The 17,668-nt window shown below is 42.9% G+C and carries 17 protein-coding genes and 1 pseudogene; 10 read left to right on the top strand and 8 right to left on the bottom strand.

Features of this window, described 5'->3' with window-relative positions:
- Nucleotides 1-17: 17 nt before the first annotated feature.
- The 5 genes and pseudogenes from LC065_RS01160 to LC065_RS01140 form a co-directional block, all read right to left on the bottom strand.
- Nucleotides 18-1,010, bottom strand: coding sequence for a Gfo/Idh/MocA family protein (locus LC065_RS01160; protein WP_226593982.1), 993 nt, complete (start codon nt 1,008-1,010; stop codon nt 18-20).
- 12 nt (nt 1,011-1,022) lie between these two features.
- Nucleotides 1,023-1,844, bottom strand: a complete 822-nt coding sequence (locus LC065_RS01155; protein ID WP_226593984.1) for an STAS domain-containing protein — start codon at nt 1,842-1,844, stop codon at nt 1,023-1,025.
- A gap of 227 nt (nt 1,845-2,071) precedes the next feature.
- Nucleotides 2,072-2,821, bottom strand: a complete 750-nt coding sequence (locus tag LC065_RS01150) for a VCBS repeat-containing protein (protein ID WP_226593986.1) — start codon at nt 2,819-2,821, stop codon at nt 2,072-2,074.
- 99 nt (nt 2,822-2,920) lie between these two features.
- A pseudogene (locus tag LC065_RS01145) lies at nt 2,921-3,375 on the bottom strand (hypothetical protein).
- 227 nt (nt 3,376-3,602) lie between these two features.
- A complete protein-coding gene (locus LC065_RS01140) occupies nt 3,603-4,451 on the bottom strand; it encodes a DUF1206 domain-containing protein (RefSeq protein ID WP_226593989.1) in 849 nt (282 codons plus the stop codon).
- Nucleotides 4,452-4,566: 115 nt separating this feature from the next.
- On the opposite strand from LC065_RS01140, the gene LC065_RS01135 reads away from it, so the two are divergent.
- Entirely contained in the window at nt 4,567-4,797 is a 231-nt protein-coding gene (locus LC065_RS01135; protein WP_226593991.1) for an excisionase family DNA-binding protein, read from the top strand.
- Nucleotides 4,798-4,896: 99 nt separating this feature from the next.
- On the opposite strand, the gene LC065_RS01130 is transcribed toward LC065_RS01135, so the two are convergent.
- Nucleotides 4,897-5,277: a RidA family protein gene (locus tag LC065_RS01130; protein ID WP_226593993.1), complete on the bottom strand. Its 381-nt coding sequence runs from the start codon at nt 5,275-5,277 to the stop codon at nt 4,897-4,899.
- A 277-nt stretch (nt 5,278-5,554) separates the two neighbouring features.
- Here LC065_RS01130 and LC065_RS01125 point away from each other — a divergent pair, with 277 nt between their 5' ends.
- The 3 genes from LC065_RS01125 (at nt 5,555) to LC065_RS01115 (ending at nt 8,780) form a co-directional block, all read left to right on the top strand.
- The gene (locus LC065_RS01125; protein WP_226593995.1) at nt 5,555-5,722 is read left to right on the top strand and encodes an aspartyl-phosphate phosphatase Spo0E family protein; all 168 of its coding nucleotides are present in this window, start codon (nt 5,555-5,557) and stop codon (nt 5,720-5,722) included.
- A gap of 390 nt (nt 5,723-6,112) precedes the next feature.
- Nucleotides 6,113-7,558 carry a carbon starvation CstA family protein gene (locus LC065_RS01120; protein ID WP_226593997.1) on the top strand — a complete coding sequence of 482 codons (1,446 nt, stop codon included), beginning with the start codon at nt 6,113-6,115 and terminating at the stop codon, nt 7,556-7,558.
- A 277-nt stretch (nt 7,559-7,835) separates the two neighbouring features.
- Nucleotides 7,836-8,780, top strand: coding sequence for an ATP-grasp domain-containing protein (locus LC065_RS01115; protein WP_226593999.1), 945 nt, complete (start codon nt 7,836-7,838; stop codon nt 8,778-8,780).
- Between the two features lie 36 nt (nt 8,781-8,816).
- Here the strand turns inward: LC065_RS01115 and LC065_RS01110 are convergent, their stop codons facing one another.
- Nucleotides 8,817-9,875, bottom strand: a complete 1,059-nt coding sequence (locus LC065_RS01110) for an NAD(P)/FAD-dependent oxidoreductase (RefSeq protein WP_226594001.1) — start codon at nt 9,873-9,875, stop codon at nt 8,817-8,819.
- An 836-nt stretch (nt 9,876-10,711) separates the two neighbouring features.
- Between LC065_RS01110 and LC065_RS01105 the strand changes: the two genes are divergently transcribed.
- From LC065_RS01105 to LC065_RS01080, 6 genes are all read left to right on the top strand, one after another.
- Nucleotides 10,712-11,779: a C45 family autoproteolytic acyltransferase/hydrolase gene (locus LC065_RS01105; protein WP_226594004.1), complete on the top strand. Its 1,068-nt coding sequence runs from the start codon at nt 10,712-10,714 to the stop codon at nt 11,777-11,779.
- Nucleotides 11,776-12,288, top strand: coding sequence for a GNAT family N-acetyltransferase (locus tag LC065_RS01100; RefSeq protein ID WP_226594006.1), 513 nt, complete (start codon nt 11,776-11,778; stop codon nt 12,286-12,288). Before LC065_RS01105 ends, LC065_RS01100 begins: the two co-directional genes overlap by 4 nt.
- Nucleotides 12,289-12,305: 17 nt before the next feature.
- Nucleotides 12,306-12,977 carry a Dph6-related ATP pyrophosphatase gene (locus tag LC065_RS01095; protein WP_226594008.1) on the top strand — a complete coding sequence of 224 codons (672 nt, stop codon included), beginning with the start codon at nt 12,306-12,308 and terminating at the stop codon, nt 12,975-12,977.
- Nucleotides 12,978-13,030: 53 nt separating this feature from the next.
- A complete protein-coding gene (gene fabI / locus LC065_RS01090) occupies nt 13,031-13,810 on the top strand; it encodes an enoyl-ACP reductase FabI (RefSeq protein WP_089653389.1) in 780 nt (259 codons plus the stop codon).
- Between the two features lie 130 nt (nt 13,811-13,940).
- Nucleotides 13,941-15,317: a Glu/Leu/Phe/Val family dehydrogenase gene (locus LC065_RS01085; RefSeq protein ID WP_226594010.1), complete on the top strand. Its 1,377-nt coding sequence runs from the start codon at nt 13,941-13,943 to the stop codon at nt 15,315-15,317.
- Nucleotides 15,318-15,417: 100 nt separating this feature from the next.
- Nucleotides 15,418-16,194 (top strand): 3-hydroxybutyrate dehydrogenase, encoded by a 777-nt coding sequence (locus tag LC065_RS01080; protein ID WP_226594012.1) that lies wholly within the window; start codon nt 15,418-15,420, stop codon nt 16,192-16,194.
- Between the two features lie 92 nt (nt 16,195-16,286).
- Here the strand turns inward: LC065_RS01080 and LC065_RS01075 are convergent, their stop codons facing one another.
- Nucleotides 16,287-17,573 (bottom strand): GntP family permease, encoded by a 1,287-nt coding sequence (locus LC065_RS01075; protein ID WP_306163686.1) that lies wholly within the window; start codon nt 17,571-17,573, stop codon nt 16,287-16,289.
- Between the last annotated feature and the right edge of the window lie 95 nt (nt 17,574-17,668).

The raw sequence follows: 17,668 nt of genomic DNA, 5'->3' as shown, positions 1-17,668 counted from the left end.
GATGGACAGGCGTTTTTTTATTCCATGGTGATTCTTTTGTTATGTTTGTGTGAAAGAGCGGCTGCTTCGTTGACGGCAGTCAATTGAAGGGCATCATCTTTCTTAATGGTCGGTTCCTCTTGATTGAGGATTTCTCCGACCCATTGTTGCATAGGGGAGTGGATGGATGCTGGGAGGTCCGGATACGTCCATTCATTCATCCCATGGGTGCTGCTTTTGATCCGCACTTCGCTTCCTTCAACCATAAGTGTTCCCTCTGTCCCATAAATCTCAAGCTGAAACGGGCTTCCGGATGATACAAAACTCGATTCCAATACCGCAAGAATACCAGATTCATATTCTACGGTGGCAACAGAGTGGTCATCTACACCCCGGCCCATGAGTGATTGAAGACGAGCCGATACGGCCTTCGGTCTTCCGGCAAGGCGATTCGCCAAATAAATCGGATGGGCGCCGAGATCGATTAATGTTCCGCCACCACATTGGTCCATATCAAAAAAACGGTCAGGGAGCCAACCATTCGGGTGATTTTCATTGGAAACAGCACCATTATGCGCCACACGGCAGCGAATCATATTTACAGTTCCAAGCACCCCGTCATCTATAATCCTTTGGGCATATAGGTAATAGTCAGAAGTCAATCTAGGTAAAGAGATCATAAAATTCACGCCAGCATTCTCCATGCTAGAGAAAATTTCTTCATCGTCCTCTTTACTAAAAGAGAGGACTTTCTCTGTGTAAATATGTTTTCCATGATTTGCAGCGGCCAGGATGATTTCCTTGTGGACGTTTGTTGGGCTGGTGACAATGACACCATCGATTTCCGGGTCTGAAACCACGTGCTCGAGGTCGTCATCGAAAGGTACACCAAGTTCCTCCGCCCACATTTTTCCTCGCTCTATATCTTCATCCCAGACTTTTGAAATGTGAATAGCGGGATTTTCAGAAGCTTCACGTGCATAATCAACGGCATGCACGTGCCACTTGCTTAATAAAGCTACACGAATCATCGGTTCAGCTCCTTACTGGTTATCATTAATTGTAATCAGGGCCTGTTTGAGATCATTGAAGGTTTCCAGCTCCTCGAAATTCATCTCAGATTGGATCGCTGCAATGGCCATCTCTGTACGAATGCCGGTAAGCACTGTTCTTGTACCCAGCAATTTAATGGTTTTTGTTAAATTGAACAGGTCATTAATGAATACTTCATTGAATGTAGCGATTCCTGAAAAGTCGATGAATAATAACCGCAAACCGTGCTCTTTGACTTTATGTAGCGTGTGATCTTTGACTACATCGAAGCGTTCCGTTGAAAATTCTCCAACCAATGGAAGGACAGCTTGAAATTCGTCGATGAGAACGACAGGGGTAGAAACAGCGTTCAAATGCTTCTCCATTTCTTCATGTTCTCTTTCTTTTGTTTTGTTATAACTGTCTGTCGTCGCTCGAATCGCTGCGTCAAAAGCAGTGACAACTTCTTCCGCCACAATGAAACCTTCTTCGATTTCGGCCTCCTGAATCAAGTTTGAATTCCGCATATGCTTCATGAGAGAAAGACGGAAGACGCTCAACACATCCACGGTCTGTTTTAGAAGGACTCCTTTAGAATAGAGGTAATTTTCGGTGTCATAGCCGATGGCAGCTGCATTTGTTTCATCTGGGTGCTGTAAAAGGCTTTTAGCTACACGGTCAAGAAGTAGACGAAGCATTTCAAAATGATAATTCAGATCCTGATCAGTATAGTTGATTTGAAGCTTGTCCAAGGTTTTGGGGAGTAATTCGTCTACTAAAGTGGTTTGGTTTTCATTAAAATATTGGGCTAAACGTTCATTTAATCGTTCCATATCGTTCTCCTTCCATTTCGTTAGTTTTTCTTATACCCCATTTTATCCTAGTATAACGATTTATGGAAAGTTTTCATCATAATTTACTGTAGCTACAGGGGTACCAAGGAACGTCGTTATACCTGGTACCAAAACGGTTGCATGTAGTTATAGGTACAGGGGAAGGATTAAAATGCCTGGCACCTGGACCCTATGAGAAGCAGTATGCCAGGTTCATATATATAAATTTAAGCTTCTGTATTCATACCCAGGACAGCCACATATTGATTATTAAAGAAGGGGAAAAAGCCATTGCCCTTCCATGTCAAAGGGGTTTGAACTAATCCTAATCCATCCGCATTATACTGACCGATGATCCGTTGAAAGGCGAACAACTCATAAATACCATCTCCGTCAAAATCGATAGGATAAAGAGTGTTCAAACCAGAGACGGAACCCTGTAGAGGTGCTTTTAATGTTCCGTCCTCATTGTAAATGTCTGATAGGTATTCTGATCCCTTGTTACTGAGATCAATGATAAAAGAAAGGCCGAGCGTTTTGTTTAGGACTTCAACTTTATACTGGTTTTGATAATCGACGTCATATTCATATTCTTCATCGAACGTTTCATAGTCAAAGAGGACTCGTGCCTGGTTGTTTGAAAATGAATACAAATAGTAGTATCCGTAACCGCCGCTTCCACCAGAATCCATGCTAATTAAGATGTCATCAACGCCGTCTCCTGTGAAGTCTCCAAGGAATAGGCGTGGTTGATATCCCATGTTCGTTTTTAAAGGAATACTGTAGAAAAGATTCGTTTGTCCATCCTGAATAACAAGAGTAATGTTCGTGATATAAGGACTATCCGGCGTTTTCTCGCCGACAAGAAAAACTTGGTCTTGGATGTAGTCACCATTTACATCCCCATTGGCATAGGAGAGGATATTCGAAGTAGTTGAGGGCTGTTGCTGCCTGTATAGATAGGGATACGTGTACATAAAAAACGCCACCTTTTTTCAATACTTTATGCAGAATAGGCGGGGCGTGACAGTCATGCACCATACAAAAAAGAGCCGTATGAAACGGCTCTGAGTTCATTAAAGGCGGCTGAATCCTTCTTGCTCTAGGAAGTTGACGGCTTCTTCGTAGGAATTAAACGTACCTTCCAACTGTTCTTCAGCGTAAACATGGAAACCATCTTCTTCACGCATGAGAACAAGGGACTGATCGTTGTCGTTCAGCCATTCTTCCATGACTGGATTTTTTTTCGGCAGGAGAGAGGGACAAAGATTCGATTGCTTCCCGGATTAACGTGCGGAGTTCACCGGCGCTGATCTCCTTGATATTAACCATCCCTTTATCGTCCGTTGCATAATCATCCATTTCACCTGCATACAAATCCGTTGCCATTCGGGTGTAGTCGGTACACGACAATTTTTTTATCATAAACGCTTTCTTCATAGTGAAAATTCACTCTGCCAAGAGAAATCTCTTTCTTTTCAAGTTCAGGAAATTCTTCAATGATGTTCAGTTTTTCTTCAAATGTAAGCATAAGCTCCTCCTGAGGTGTTTATTGTAGCCCTAGTATAGCACAAGGAGACGATCAAACGCTTTGTTGCATTTGAAGAAGAACAATGGTATATTAATTGAGCGATGAGCTGTTTGTGTAAGACGAAGTACATGCTTTTATAAAGCTAAACGACGAATGTGGTCGTCGGTATATTCGCGACAAAAATCGAAAGCCTTTCCTCACTGAGGAAAGGCTTTTTTCAATGGGGTTTATTTTTTTCCGAAATTCATACGCGCGTAACGTCCACGGACCATCTGGTAAACACCATATAAGATCAAGCCAATGGCCGCAATACCCAGTAATACCTGCCCGTAAGGCTGCTGGGCGATTTCAGAGAGTGCTCCATCCAAACCTTTGGCCTCGTCAGGATTTGCGGTCAAGGCGGTTTGAATGAAAAAGAATCCGATAAGTCCGAGTACAATGCCTCTTGCTGACAATCCGAATTTACCGGATTTTTCGGCTACATTCCTTTTATGGCGGTCCATCTCTGCCGTATTCATCTTTTTCATAAAGCGGCCTGTGCTGCCTTGATAAAGTTCATAAATACCATACCCGATGATAATAGCTCCGACAATCCCGACAAGCCATTGACCGAAAGGCTGGGACAAAAGTTTGGCTGAAAGCGTCTGTTCTGAATTCCCACTGCTGGAACCAGCATGAAGGGCGATTTTAATAGCATTGAATGCCAAGGAACCATATATAACTGCACCTACAATATAACCGATTCGAGTAATTAACCCTTTCGCGTCCGTTCCTTTATTGTTAGGGTCCATGATGGCTTTAATCGCAAGCCAGGAGATATATCCGATCAAGCCGATACCAATGATCCAAAGTAATATTTCTCCAAAAGCGACACCTGCAAGAGAGCGGAGCATTCCTGACGTACCGGTTGTTTTCCCACCGACTCCAAGAGCAGCCATCAAAGTCAACACACCGACAAGAGCATAAACAACCCCCTTGGCCATGAAACCTAGTCTTCCGAACCTCCGCACCCCTGGTTTGATTTCTTCACTTGCTTCTGAGCGTTTGTTTTTGTTTGCTGTCATCGTAGAAGCCATAGTATCCCTCTCATTTCGTGAGTATAGTTTTTAATGTATTTCCCACATTGATAAAAAAAGAAACTTCCGTAAAAAAAGAAATGATATAATGCAAGGGAAAGAAAGGTGACGGATCATGTACTTAACAGTTGAAGAAACCGCAGCATATCTTGAGCTACCTGAAGACTACCTCCGGCATTTGATCTTGAATCATAAAATTAAGGCCATTTATGATGGACGACAGTATTTGATCAATAAAAATCAATTCCACAATCATTTGGAACAGATGGAAAACTATCGAAAAATGATTCAAGAATATTTGAGTGAACCTCTCCCTGAGGATCCGGATATTAAAGACGAGGATTAATGAGAAGAAACAAAAGAAGCAGAGCCTTTTTAGCTCTGCTTCTTTTGGAAAAAAGTGGACAGAAAAACATTGTGATTTTCGAATATTATAAATGAAGGTTTAACTTCGCGTAGCAATGGCTTCTATTTCTACTTTTGCTCCTTTAGGCAGTTTACTAACTTCTACAGCTGCGCGAGCAGGATACGGCTCAATCAAATAGCTGGCATACACTTCATTAACTAAGGAAAAATCATCCATGGAATCTAAGTAGATATTCATTTTCACAACATTTCTGAAAGAGAGGTCCACTTCCTCAAGTATCGCACGAATGTTTTTCATCACTCGGTGTGTTTGTTCTTCAATGTCGTTAGAAACAAATTCCATCGTCTCGGGATCTAGAGGAATCTGCCCAGAAATAAAAACGATATGTCCGAGGTCTGTGGCCTGAGAATATGGACCGATAGCACTTGGTGCTTGTTTTGTTGAAACAGCTTCAAACATGACTGACACTCCTTTATGTAGGTTTTTATACATCCTATCACGATTTTAATGATAGAGAAATAGATTCATTACCCGGGAAATATCGACAACTTATCAAAAAAATCCCCGTAAAACTACTAGGAATTGGAGAAAAAGACTTATTTTGATATATTTTTGTCCGATATAATACGTGTAGAGTAGTTAAGAAATATGGTGGAATATTATTTTTTAAATTATTTCAAAATAATAGTTTAAAGTAGTTTATTTAGGGTAAGGTACGAGTGAAGGAGATGAAATTATGCCTTATAAAGTACGGTTAGAACAACAAATAGAAGAATTGAGAACGCGCATGTATGAAATTTATAACAATAATCCGACGGACGATGAATTATTGAGGATTTCACAAGAATTAGATGATCTATTGAATCGTTTTAGTGAACAAAGACAATACCAATGTTCCAATTAAATTAGATGAAAAGTACATAGGGCGATAAGTGATTGAATCCTTACAGCCGCTATGGTATTGTAAGATCAATGCCACCCTAGCAATCGTAACGACTGCGGGAAACTTAACCATTTCTATAGGGTGGCAGGTTACATAACAAACATGAACCTCCTGCGAATTTCGCAGGAGGTTTTTTATGTTCAATTTTTTTAATGACATTCCCTTATCTTCTGGAAGGGTATGAGATTTTATATTAACGATGGAGGGCGAAAACTATGGGGAATATTCTTGGGAGCGCTTTATTTTTAAGAAAAAAAAGATAAAAATATAAATATTCAGAAAATGGGTTGTGATTCGACAAAATCATCGCTAGAATACTTCTTACATTCAATTTTGAAAGGAGGCTCAGCGATGATCACATTTATCGCATCTATTGTTTTACTTGTCGTCGGATATCTTTTTTATGCAAAGGTGGTTGAACGAATTTTCGGGATCAATGAACAAAAAAATACACCTGCATATGAAAAGAACGATGGCTTTGACTATGTGCCGATGAGCTGGTGGAAAGCGAGTCTTATCCAGCTATTAAATATCGCTGGGCTCGGACCTATATTCGGTGCTGTGATGGGAGCGTTATACGGTCCCGTGGCATTTATCTGGATCGTAATTGGCTCCATATTTGCTGGAGCTGTTCATGATTACTTTTCAGGGATGCTTTCCCTTCGTCATGACGGAGCTCAATACCCGACACTCGTAGGGAAATACTTAGGCCGTCCTGCCAGGTCGGTGATCAATCTTTTATCTATAGGCCTTATGATCTTAGTAGCCGCAGCCTTTACTGCCGGCCCAGCTCAATTGATGGCAGAAATCACACCGCTAGGGTTTTTCACATCTGTTGTAATCATTTTTTCATATTTTCTTATTGCAACTCTTCTGCCGATCAACAAAATCATTGGAAAAGTGTACCCGTTTTTCGGGGCCATCTTAATTTTCATGGCGGTCTCTATAGGGGTAGGGATGTTCTTCTTTGATCACCCGATTCCTAATTTGACGGTAAGCAATCTCCATCCGGATGAACTGCCTATCTGGCCGATGCTGATGGTGACAATTTCATGTGGAGCTATATCTGGCTTCCACAGTACGCAAAGTCCAATTCTCGCTCGAACGCTGAAAAAAGAGAGTGAAGGAAGAAAAGTGTTCTATGGTGCCATGATTGCTGAAGGAATTATTGCCTTAATCTGGGCCGCTGCCGGTATGACTTTCTTCGGTAATACAGGAGGTCTGCAAACGGCACTAGCAGAGGGAGGACCTGCCGGAGTCGTTAACGAAATCAGCAGTACCACCCTTGGTACGCTAGGGGGGATTCTTGCCGTTCTTGGTGTCATTATCCTGCCAATCACTACGGGAGATACCGCGCTGCGTTCTTCACGTATGATGCTTGTGGATTTTGCTCGTCAGGTCAGTAAAAAGGACTTCCAAGGAAAATGGACACCGTTGCTATTCGCGGTTCCGGTTGCGATTCCAACGTTTCTATTAACACAAATGGATTACAGTTTTCTTTGGAGATATGTGGGTTGGTCCAACCAGGTCGTTGCGACAGTGATGCTTTGGACAGGGGCTATGTATTTGTTGAAAAATCACAAGTTCCACTGGATCTGCAGTGTTCCCGCCCTGTTCATGACAGCTGTAGTAAGCTCCTATATTTTCTACGCCCCTGAAGGGTTTGGTTTGGAGTATTCCACTTCTATGATCTTAGGATCGGTCATCTGGCTTGTCGTTGCTACATGGTTTGTATGGCAGGTAATTAAACAGAAAGTGAGAAAAGAAGATACCATCGTTACTTCAAAAGCAGGATAATCTAAAAGCCGCTTAGCCCCAGGCCAAGCGGCTTTTATTCCTTTCCATCTTATTAAAGATATGGCAGGATTGTTGGAGACTCAGTTTCGAGATGTTTCCGGGGTTCGTTGCTAGTTGGGCGTAAGGACCACTCAACAAAAGTCTTGAAACTGAGTCTTCAAAAATAGGGAGCGTTAGTGGAAGTTGGTATTTCTTTGTAATGAGCTTATTCCTAGTAACCTTATCGGTTTTTTATGATATGATATGTAACAAGAAGTAATGGAAAGGAGTCGGTTCGATGAGCAAAATTTATATTCTCCATGAGAACGATGAATGGACCGATCATTTAACGGAGCGTTTAGAAGAGCTCGATCTTCCATATGAGCTCTGGCATTTAGATCAGGGAACGCTTGATTTGACAAGCGAGCCACCGGAAGGGATTTTTTACAACCGTATCAGTGCATCTTCTCATACAAGGAATCACCGTTATGCACCTGAGTTTACTGAAGCTGTCCTTGCCTGGCTTGAACGCCATGACCGCACCATTGTCAATGGCAGCCGCGCTTTAAGGCTTGAAGTTAGTAAGGTCAATCAATATATGGCACTAAACCAAGCGGACATTCGTACACCGAAAACAATTACGGCTGTAGGGAAAGAGAATATCCTCGATGCTGCGCGGCAGTTGGACATGGAATCGTTCATAACGAAACACAATCGTGCTGGAAAAGGGCAGGGAGTTCAGCTTTTCCATTCTACGGAAGCGTTGCGTGAATACTTGTACAGTGAATCTTTTGAGGAGCCGGTTGATGGGGTGACATTGATTCAACAATATATTGAAGCTCCAGAGCCCTATATTGTTCGTCACGAATTTGTAGGCGGAAAATTTGTATATGGGGTGAAGGTCGATACTTCTGAAGGTTTTGAACTGTGCCCTGCAGATGCGTGCTCGATTGAAGATTTGTATTGCCCGACGGATGCAGAACCCCGAACACCAAAAGCGAAGTTTGAAGTTCTTGAAAATTATCGTCCATCCATCGTTGATGATTATGAAAAGTTCTTAGCGGAAAACAAGATCGACGTAGCTGGAATTGAAGCTATTCAGGATAAAGAAGGTCGTTTCTACACATATGATGTTAACACGAATACAAACTACAATTCTGATGCTGAAGCTAAAGCTGGAACTTATGGTATGCTTGAGCTGGCAAAGTACCTTGGGAGCCTTTTACAAAAGTCGCTCGTTTAACAAAAAGATCGATCACATTCATGTGATCGATCTTTTTTAGTGGCGTTTGCTTAACCAGAGAACTCCTGATTTAGCGAGACGAGGAAGAACACCTGTCATCGGTTTTTGAAGCATGTTACCAAATCCGTCATTTTTCCCAAGAGAGCCGAGAGCACCTTTTAGTTTAACCTCAGATGGACGTTCAGGTACACGGTTTCTTAGCACGGCATTAAGTACATCGGCTACCTTTTCTCCTTGCTGTCCGGCAAGCTGTGCACTCGGTGAGTGTTCAGAGGATGCACAATCACCTACAACGTAGACATTTTGATGTGTCGGCACTTGATAAAAATCATTGACGATAACTTTTTCCTGGTCATCCTTTTCAAAAGGAAGCTCTCTGACAAGGAAGTTCGGTCGGACACCTGCGGTCCATACAGTCACGTCGTTTAAATAACAGACACCATTGTTGCAGACGCCATCTTTCTCGACGTACTCTACGTTTGCTCCGTGGATCACTTCCACTTCATTATCCTTAAACCACTTCTCTACATAATCTTGAATTTTGGAATCGAAAGCCTTCAATACCGTGTCTCCTCGGTCCAACAAGCGAATGTTCAAATCTGGTCTGCTTTCCCGGACTTCTGAAGCGACTTCGATCCCGCTTAGTCCAGCTCCGACTACGGTCACCTTTCCGTAGGCACCGAGGTTGTTGATGGCAAAGCCTGCACTCCTTGCTTTTGAGAACGTCTGCACACTTTCGGTGAATTCTCGTGCTCCTTCAATTCCGTGGTAGTTATCTTCACAGCCAAGACCAATTAATAAATAATCGTAGGGAAGGCTTTTTTCCCCGCCTTTGATGATGATGGCCTCATTTTCTGTGTCAATTTTCTCCACCTCATCGAAGACATAAGTGACTTGCTCGTGTTCTGGAAAATCAACGCGCGCATGACGGTCGGACTCCGTTCCTGCTGCTATGGTGTAAAATTCAGTTTTTAATGAATGGTAAGGATTCCTGTCGACGACAGTGATATGTACATCTTCCGGGATTTGATCGAGCAACCCGTGTAAAGTGTTCATACCGCCATAGCCGCCCCCTAAAATAACGACCTCTTTCATCTTTGTTCCACCACCTTTTCCTTAATCCCCTTTTCGAAAACGCTTTCTGATTGCTACAACCTTTAGAGTACCAAAATTACTGCTGAAAAACTAGAATGATTGAGCAAATTCTCTCATCTTTCCTTATTATTCGATTCCCTATCCGTAAATATTTAAAAGTCTAAATGTAAACATCCTTAACAAATTCTTTCACATAAGGTCCCGTTTGTTGGAGACTCAGTTTCGAGATTTTTGTGCGGTGGGTTGGGGCTGCGGGGGGTGACTCGCTTTCCGCGGGAGCGCGGTGAGCCTCCTCAGGCTTACGCCTTGCGGGGTCTCACCAAGCACTCTTTTCCCGCAGGAGTCTCGCCATCCCCCTCCGCCCCTTTGCCATAGAAGTTTCTCGAAACCACTTCTGGAATAAGCGGCTTATATGCAAATGGTAATTGGAAGGAAATGAACTCCTAGGGGTCCTATTCTGCATGCAGAAAACTTGGTATAGAGCGCTTTATGCTTAACACCAGATTAGTGGGAATCCCCCTCCCACAGTGAAGAGGTTCGTTTCTCTCATACATTGAATGGGGTGGTTGGGAAGCTGCGAGACTCCCGTGGGAGAAGGAGACAGGTGAGATCCCATAGTGCTTCAGAGCGCCTGAGGAAGATCGGCACTCCCCAGCAGGAAAGCGAGTAGCTTCCCAGCCACCCCTGGTGCTTAACTAGGGAAACGAATCCTGAAAACACCTTGAAACGTAATCTGCAACAATCCTGCCATTATGTTGAATAACAGTAAGGGATAGTTCATTTTTGAAGTGGAATCTGGTACATTGAAGGCAGAAATGGTTAGAAAGGAAACGACGATGAAAAAAATACATAGCGATCTTTTGCAATTTAGAGGCACGCATTATGATTTTGGATTTTATCAAGGGAAACTGCTGGAAGATTCGTGGACAGTTAAGAATAGAGAAAAACAATGGCGGGTGAGGAAGCCACGTTTTGTTGTAGAAGAACAGGAAGTGAAGGAAGCGATCTCGCGTTTTGCTCCGGGCGTCTGGGATGAGCTTTTGGGATTGAGGGATGCGCTGGAATGGCCGATGGAGAAGGTGATGATGGAATTCGGTGGATATCGCATCGACTATAAACGGAGTGGATGTTCGATTATGACCGGAGACGGCTATTTCATTAGGAATTATGATTACATGCCGAAGACATATGAGGGAAGGTATAGTCTTTTTCAACCGACTGACCAGGGATACAGCATTATAGGACCAACGCAGCGGATCACTGGACGTATGGATGGAATGAATGAAAAAGGTCTTGTGATGGGCTATAACTTCATGCACCGCAAACGTCCTGGGGATGGATTTATCTGCTGTATGATTGGACGTCTTGTGCTTGAGTCTTGCGCAAACGTAACGGAAGCTGTCCAAATGCTGCGCGAGATCCCTCATCGCCATTCATTCAGTTACACAGTATTCGATAAAAGCAATGCGACCTATGTAGTGGAGGCTTCTCCACGGGGCGTAGAGGTAAGAGAGGCGGACGTTTGTACGAACCATTTTGAAATTATGAAAAAGGAAAATCGTAATCACCTTGTAGATTCTATGAAGCGTCTGGATGCCATTCAATCGAATCGTGAAAGTATCAAAGGTGCATATGATGCCTTCCGGTTAATGAATGATACCGATCGTGGCGTGTTTTCTAAGTTGTACAGCAATTGGGCTGGAACCATTCACACGTCTGGATACTTACCAAAAGAAAACAAAGCCTGGTTTGCTTTAGGTGGGGATCGAGAACCGGTGGAATTTGAGTTCTCCCGATGGTTAGATGGAGAGGACCTTGAAGAAGAAAAGGTGAGTGGAGAAGTAGATACCGATATCCCTTTTGCTCACATGGAGGACGGCGCCTATTGGAGTGGGAAGAAATGACCGCGACGCGATGTGTCATTCGTAAGGGGAAACCAGAAGACGCGGCTCATACCATGGCGATTGCTAAGGAAATATTATCTGAAGGTTATGGATTGAAACACCTTTCTGAGTTCCATGATTCTCTCGAAAAAGAAAAAGCATGGATCACCCGATACGAAGAACCTGAGTTTTTTCTGGTCGCCGAAATGGACGGTGATGTTGTAGGCTTTTTAAACTTTGATTTGGGAGCTCTTTCTTCCACAAGACATCAGGGCACTTTTGGTGTTAGTGTGAAAAGGGACGTAAGGAACATGGGGGTCGGAAGAAAACTCGTGACGGCCTTGACGGCACGATGTAGGCAAACCGATGGAATTGACATCATCCGGTTGAATGTATTGGAATCCAATGCAAGAGCCATCCACCTTTATAAGTCCCTCGGCTTTCAAAAGGAAGGATGTTTTCAAGATTACATTCGAAAGAACGGCAGAAGTGATAACCTGATCCATATGGCGCTGCATTTACATTCTTAAAAGGAAGTGATGGGAAGATGCCTGAAAAAGTGATCGTCTCTTGGAGCGGTGGCAAGGATTCGGTCCTTGCCTTGCAAAAGGTGATAGATGATGAGAACTATGAGGTCGAGGGTCTTTTTTCAACCATCTCTGAGCAATCTTTCCGTCTGCCTGTCCATGAAGTCAGTGAGAATCTGCTGATGAAACAGGCGGAGGCACTCGGACTACCTCTTGAAATCGTCCCCGTTCCGGAAAGTGCTTCAAATCACGTTTATAACAAGGTAATGAAAAGGATGTTACAAGGATTCAGGGAAAGAAAAATCAGCAAAGTGGTTTACGCTGATCTCTTCCTTGCAGATATACGGGCGTTTCGTGACGAATTACTGTGGAAGAATGAAATGGCGGGCGTCTATCCTTTATGGAACATGGGTTCAGATAAGGTAGCGGAAGAGGTCATTGAGAAGGGGTTTCAGGCCGTGGTCACTACTGTTGATACGAAAAAGCTGGATGAGACAATTCCTGGAGCTCTCTATGATCAGAAGTTTCTACATTCCTTGTCCCCTGACATCGACCCTTGCGGAGAAAACGGAGAATTTCACACATTTGTATATGGTGGGCCCTTATTTCATAGACCTTTGGTGATTCAGCAAGGAAGGCGATTTGAGACACTGGGTGGGAGGTTTTCTCATGTGGAAATTGGTGAAGAGTAGACAAGCATCTTTGGAATAAGGTATAACTAAGAAAACACATGTTGGAGGTTACTATGGAAGATATTTTACAAATGAAAGATAAAAACATCGTCGTCATGGGTGTGGCGAACCAGAGAAGCCTTGCTTGGGGAGTAGCTAAATCCCTTTATCAGGCTGGAGCCAACGTTATTTTTACATATCGTAAAGAAAGAAGTTATAAAAAACTCGAGAAGCTGCTTGCTGATGGTGGATTGGATGCAAAAGCAATCGTTCAATGCGATGTAAACAGTGATGAAAGTATTCAGCAAGCTTTTGCCGAAATCGGCGAGAAAGTCGGAGTCATTCATGGGGTCTGTCATTCCATCGCTTTTGCACATGCGGAGGATTTGAAAGGTGATTTCGTCGAAACTTCCCGTGATGGATTCGCTTTTGCGCAGGATACAAGTGCTTATTCACTTATTGCAGTAGCAAAAGCAAGTCAACCATATATGACAGAAGGCGGATCGATGATTGCTATGAGTTATCTTGGAGCTGAACGTGTGGTCGAGGGCTACAACGTCATGGGGGTAGCAAAGGCATCCCTTGAAGCTACGGTCCGTTACTTAGCCTCTGACTTAGGGAAAAATCAAATCAGAGTCAATGCTATTTCGGCTGGTGCGGTTCGCACACTTGCTGCTAAAGGGGTCCCAAGTTTCAATGAAATTTTACACAAAATTGAAGAAACTGCTCCACTGAAAAAGAATGTGACGCAGGAAGAAGTCGGAGATATGACGCTTGCCATGATGAGCCACTTGTCACGCGGAGTGACAGGAGAAATTGTCTATGTTGATTCGGGTTACAATATTTTAGGTTAATGATGAAGTCCCCTCGAGCAGGGGGCTTTTTTCTTTGCTGAAAACGTTTTATAGCTTCTGTTTGGGGAATGGACTCTTAGATAAGGAAATCCACACAGGACCAATTCATTAGAACGGAGGCTATCGGATTATGCAAAGACAACAAACCATTATCGAAGAGTCATTAAAAGCCATTATGGAGGATGCAGATTTTCTTCCGGATTTGAAAGCACAAACACGGGAGCAAGCATACAATTCATTAGTCGCCTTGCTTTCGACTCCGAATCATATCCACAAATCCTTTCTACGCATCACTACTGAAAATGGAACGATTGTAAGAATTCCGTCATTCCGTGTACAACATAGTGATACGGTAGGTCCGTATAAAGGCGGAATTCGTTTTCATGAATCGGTTGATGAAGACGAAGTTTCGAATTTAGCGAAACTGATGACTTTGAAAAATGCCCTGCATGAACTTCCTTTTGGTGGAGGTAAAGGGGGAGTAGTCATCAACCCGAAGGAATACAGCGTAAAAGAACTCAACTTGATCTGTAAAAAATATGTTCAATATTTCAATGATATCCTCGGGCCTGACAAAGACATTCCAGCACCAGATGTCGGTACAGGGGAGCGGGAAATGGATTGGATGATGGGAGAATTCAAAAATATACACCCTGGAGAGCCGTATCGAAACAGTTTTACGGGTAAAAGCATTGTAAATGGCGGATCGCTGGGAAGAAGAGAGGCTACCGGAAAAGGGGTCTACTATACGTTTCGGTATATGATGCATGATTTCGTCAATGAACATAGAAAATGGTTAGGCGATACAGAGAATATTTTTGCCCATACGGCTCTTGACCATGCTGATAAAAAGTTGAAAATGGCAATCCAGGGTTTTGGTAACCTTGGTTCTGTAGCTGCGCTTGAAGCCTATCAATGCAACCATCTTCAAAATCGTGTCGTTGCGGTGAGCGATGCTAATGTCATGTTATATAACTCTGATGGTCTGGACATTCCTGGGCTAGTTAAATTTGCAAAAGAGAATGATGGGGATCTGCCTTCAACGGAAGAAGAATTGAACGAGCAGGAACTTGTGGCAGAGATTAAAGAGCGGGATGCCTTGCTGGAAATGGATGTTGATGTTCTGATTTTAGCAGCGTTGGAAGATCAAATCCACAAAGATAATATGAAGGACATTCAAGCGAAGATCATTGTAGAGGGGGCAAATGGACCGATTACGGAAGAGGCAGATCGGTATCTTGCAGATAAAGGTGTATTGATTGTCCCTGATATCTTAGCCAATGCAGGTGGTGTCATCGTTTCTTACTACGAATGGGTCCAGGGGAGAGAGGCACAGTTCATGACGGAGGATCAGGTTTTCGAAAGACTCTTCGATAAGCTGAAGGGTACCATGGATACGATTCTTCCACAATTTTTCGGAGATCCGTTCCCGTTGAGGCAAAATTGTTACATCCACTCCGTAACAAAATTATCTACAATTATGTACCGTCAAGGAAAACTTTATTAGGGTTTAAAAACTCAGCCTAACGAGGCTGAGTTTTTTTGTACATATTTTCTTAGAAAAGGGAAAATTAAAGAATGAGTGCTTATTTAAAGGAGGAGTTGGAATGCTTGAAGGTAAATCGGCTTTAATTACTGGTTCCGGACAGGGGATTGGACTTGAAATCGCCACAGAATTTGCAAAAGCAGGCGCGAAGGTCATGCTTAATGATATCAATGAAGATACCCTCAACAAATCAGTAGAACAGCTACGATCACAAGGACATACAGTAGAAGGGGTCGTTGCCAACGTAGCGAAAGAAGAAGATGTGAAAAATGCAATTGAAGAAACGGTCAGTAAGTTCGGCAAAATTGATATTCTAGTTAATAATGCAGGGATCCAGCATGTCGCTCCAATTGAAGAATTCCCTAGTGAGAAATTTTCATTGATTCTAGATATCATGCTGAAAGGACCGTTCTACGGCACGAAGTATGCGTTTCCACACATGAAGGAACAAGGCTATGGTCGTATCTTAAATATGGCTTCTATCAATGGACTTATCGGATTCGCTGGAAAAGCTGGTTACAACAGTGCCAAGCATGGGGTCATCGGGTTAACGAAGGTAGCTGCTCTAGAAGGCGCGGACCACGGTGTTACGGTAAACGCGATCTGCCCGGGGTATGTAGATACACCGCTTGTCCAAAACCAGTTAGAAGACCTTGCGAAATCGAGAAACATCGAAAAAGAAAAAGCGTTGGAAGAAGTAATTTACCCACTCGTACCACAAAAACGATTGCTTCAAGTGCAGGAAATCGCAGACTATGCTATTTTTCTTGTCAGTGAAAAAGCAAAAAGCATTACAGGACAAGCAGCGGTTATTGATGGTGGATACACCGTTCAATAAAAAAGTAAAACACGTCCCCTTTGATCAGGGACGTGTTTTTCATTTGTATCATCTACAACAAAAGCTTCCCTCCATAAGGAGAGAAGCTTTTCTTAGTTGATGCCCATCATAGCAAGGAAGATAATCGCAATGGTTGCAATCATCGGAATAAGAAGACCGACAACAAAAACATCCTTGTAGGAATCTTTGTGGGTCAATCCTGTAACGGTGAACAATGTTAATAAAGCACCGTTATGAGGGAGTATGGAGGCTCCAGACGCTACCGAAGTTATACGGTGAAAAGCTTCAAGGCTCAACCCTTGATCAACAGCAATATTGTAATACTCCTGTCCGAGAGCTTCGAGAGCGATTCCCATTCCGCCAGACGCCGAACCGGTAATCATCGCAAGCAGACTGACGGCAAAAGCTTCGGAGAAAAACGGGCTTAGTGGGATACTGAAAATCAATTCCTTAACAGAGTCAAACCCAGGTGAAGCCGTAACAACAGTACCAAATCCTACGGCAGCACTTGTGTTAATGGTAGCCATAACCGAACCTGAAGCCCCGCCGTTAATAGCTTTGATGAAATCTTTATAATCTTTCCAGTTAAAGATCATGATTAATATGATCCCGATGAGCAATGCAGCTAAAATGCTAATGTCAAAGGCGTTCAATGTCAAAACCACAGCTATTAGTGGAATGGTGGAAAGAATCCAGTTTGGAAGTTCTTCTTCGTTCACACTTTTAACTTGGTTGTCACCTTCAGGCTCTGTAAATTTTTCATCTTTGTTGTTCAGTTGTTTTTCACGGAATTTCAAGTAAAAATATCCGCCGACAGCCATGATCAAAGCGGCAACAATCCCTAAAATTGGAGCAGCCATCGTGTCTGTCTTGAAGGTGTTGATGGGAATGATATTCTGAATTTGAGGTGTTCCATGAAGTGCCGTCATTGTAAATGTGAAAGCCCCAAGTACGAACGTCGAAGGAATCAACTTTCTGGAAACATTCGCCTCACGGAACATCGCTACAGCCAATGGATACACTGCAAAGACCACAACAAACAAACTAACTCCGCCATACGTAAGAATCGCTGCCGATAAAAGCATGCCAAGAATCGCGCGTTTTTTACCAATCACGCTTGAAATCTTATGAGCAACCGACTGAGCGGCTCCCGTATCTTCCATCAGCTTCCCGAAAATCGCACCGAAAAGGAAAATCGGAAAATAGTCTTTCGCAAAGTCGACAAAACCTTGCATGTAGGTATCTGTGTATGCGGGCAGGATATCCATACCGCTCAAAATTGCCACAATACCTGATACCAGTGGCGCAATCCAGATGATGGACCATCCAAGATAAGCCAAAAGCATAAGTAAAACGAGTCCAATTAGGATACTGATCATGATGAATCCCTCACTTTGTTTAATATCTGTTTTACTTTGTCCAAAACTGAAAAATAAATGAGGAATTCCATATGGATTCAAATAGTTAAAAGAAA

This window comes from Halobacillus litoralis (genome assembly GCF_020524085.2).
GTDB classification, from domain to species: Bacteria; Bacillota; Bacilli; order Bacillales; family Halobacillaceae; genus Halobacillus; species Halobacillus litoralis_E.
This window is presented reverse-complemented; position numbering and strand designations above follow the sequence as displayed.